General features: G+C 52.7%; 2 rRNA genes. Both read right to left on the bottom strand.

Annotated elements, in window-relative coordinates:
- Nucleotides 1-9 precede the first annotated feature (9 nt).
- A 5S ribosomal RNA gene (gene rrf / locus QM019_RS12635) occupies nucleotides 10-126 on the bottom strand.
- 96 nt (nucleotides 127-222) lie between these two features.
- Nucleotides 223-1700, bottom strand: a 23S ribosomal RNA gene (locus QM019_RS12630); the annotation flags it as partial.

Below are 1700 nucleotides of genomic sequence, written 5' to 3'. Positions count from 1 at the left end.
TTAAGTTAAGTTCGGCGGTGTCCTACTCTCCCACAAGGTCCCCCTTGCAGTACCATCGGCGCAAAGACGCTTAGCTTCCGGGTTCGGAATGTAACCGGGCGTTTCCATCTCGCTAAAACCACCGAAACACTTTCTAACACACTCATCGTATGTCAAGAACCACACAGGGACGCGAACAACTCACACAACAGCAACATACACATACACATACTCAGTGAGAAAATTATTGAAGTCTTCGGCGTATTAGTACCGGTCAGCTCCACACCTTACAGCGCTTCCACATCCGGCCTATCAACCCAGTCATCTACTGGACACCTCACCCCAACAAAGGGTAGGAAGTCTCATCTTGGAGCCGGCTTCCCGCTTAGATGCTTTCAGCGGTTATCCGTTCCGAACGTAGCCAATCAGCCATGCCCTTGGCAGAACAACTGACACACCAGAGGTTCGTCCTTCTCGGTCCTCTCGTACTAAAGAAAGATCTCCTCAAACTTCCAACGCGCGCAGCGGATAGAGACCGAACTGTCTCACGACGTTCTGAACCCAGCTCGCGTACCGCTTTAATGGGCGAACAGCCCAACCCTTGGGACCTACTCCAGCCCCAGGATGCGACGAGCCGACATCGAGGTGCCAAACCATGCCGTCGATATGGACTCTTGGGCAAGATCAGCCTGTTATCCCCGAGGTACCTTTTATCCGTTGAGCGACAGCGCTTCCACAAGCCACTGCCGGATCACTAGTCCCGACTTTCGTCCCTGCTCCACCTGTCAGTGTCACAGTCAAGCTCCCTTGTGCACTTACACTCGAAATCTGATTACCAACCAGACTGAGGGAACCTTTGGGCGCCTCCGTTACTCTTTGGGAGGCAACCGCCCCAGTTAAACTACCCACCAGGCACTGTCCCTGAACCGGATCACGGTTCGAAGTTAGATAATCAGAGTGACCAGAGTGGTATTTCAACAACGACTCCACCAACACTAGCGTGCCAGCTTCACAGTCTCCCACCTATCCTACACAAGCCACACCAATCACCAATACCAAGCTATAGTAAAGGTCACGGGGTCTTTTCGTCCTGCTGCGCGTAACGAGCATCTTTACTCGTACTGCAATTTCGCCGAGTTCGCGGTGGAGACAGCTGGGAAGTCGTTACGCCATTCGTGCAGGTCGGAACTTACCCGACAAGGAATTTCGCTACCTTAGGATGGTTATAGTTACCACCGCCGTTTACTGGGGCTTAAATTCTGTGCTTCGCCAAAGCTAACACTTCCTCTTAACCTTCCAGCACCGGGCAGGCGTCAGTCCGTATACATCGTCTTGCAACTTCGCACGGACCTGTGTTTTTGATAAACAGTCGCTTCCCACTAGTCTCTGCGGCCACCACACCCTTTCGGAGTAAATCCTAATAAGTGGATGGCCCCCCTTCTCCCGAAGTTACGGGGGCATTTTGCCGAGTTCCTTCACCACGATTCTCTCGAACTCCTTAGTATTCTCTACCTAACCACCTGTGTCGGTTTGGGGTACGGGCAACTCAGACCTCGCGTCGATGCTTTTCTTGGCAGCAGAGGATCACCAACTTCGCCATTACGGCTTCCGCGTCAGTTCTCAGGCATCCACGTGGCGGATTTACCAACCACGAACCCTACAACCTTGCCCGGATACAACCATTCACCCGGATTGGCTACCTTTCTGCGTCACACCTGTTA

Origin of the sequence: Gulosibacter sediminis (assembly GCF_030011715.1) — a bacterium.
GTDB classification, from domain to species: Bacteria; Actinomycetota; Actinomycetes; order Actinomycetales; family Microbacteriaceae; genus Gulosibacter; species Gulosibacter sediminis.
The sequence above is the reverse complement of the archived record's forward strand: the minus strand, read 5'-3'. Positions and strand labels throughout refer to the sequence as shown.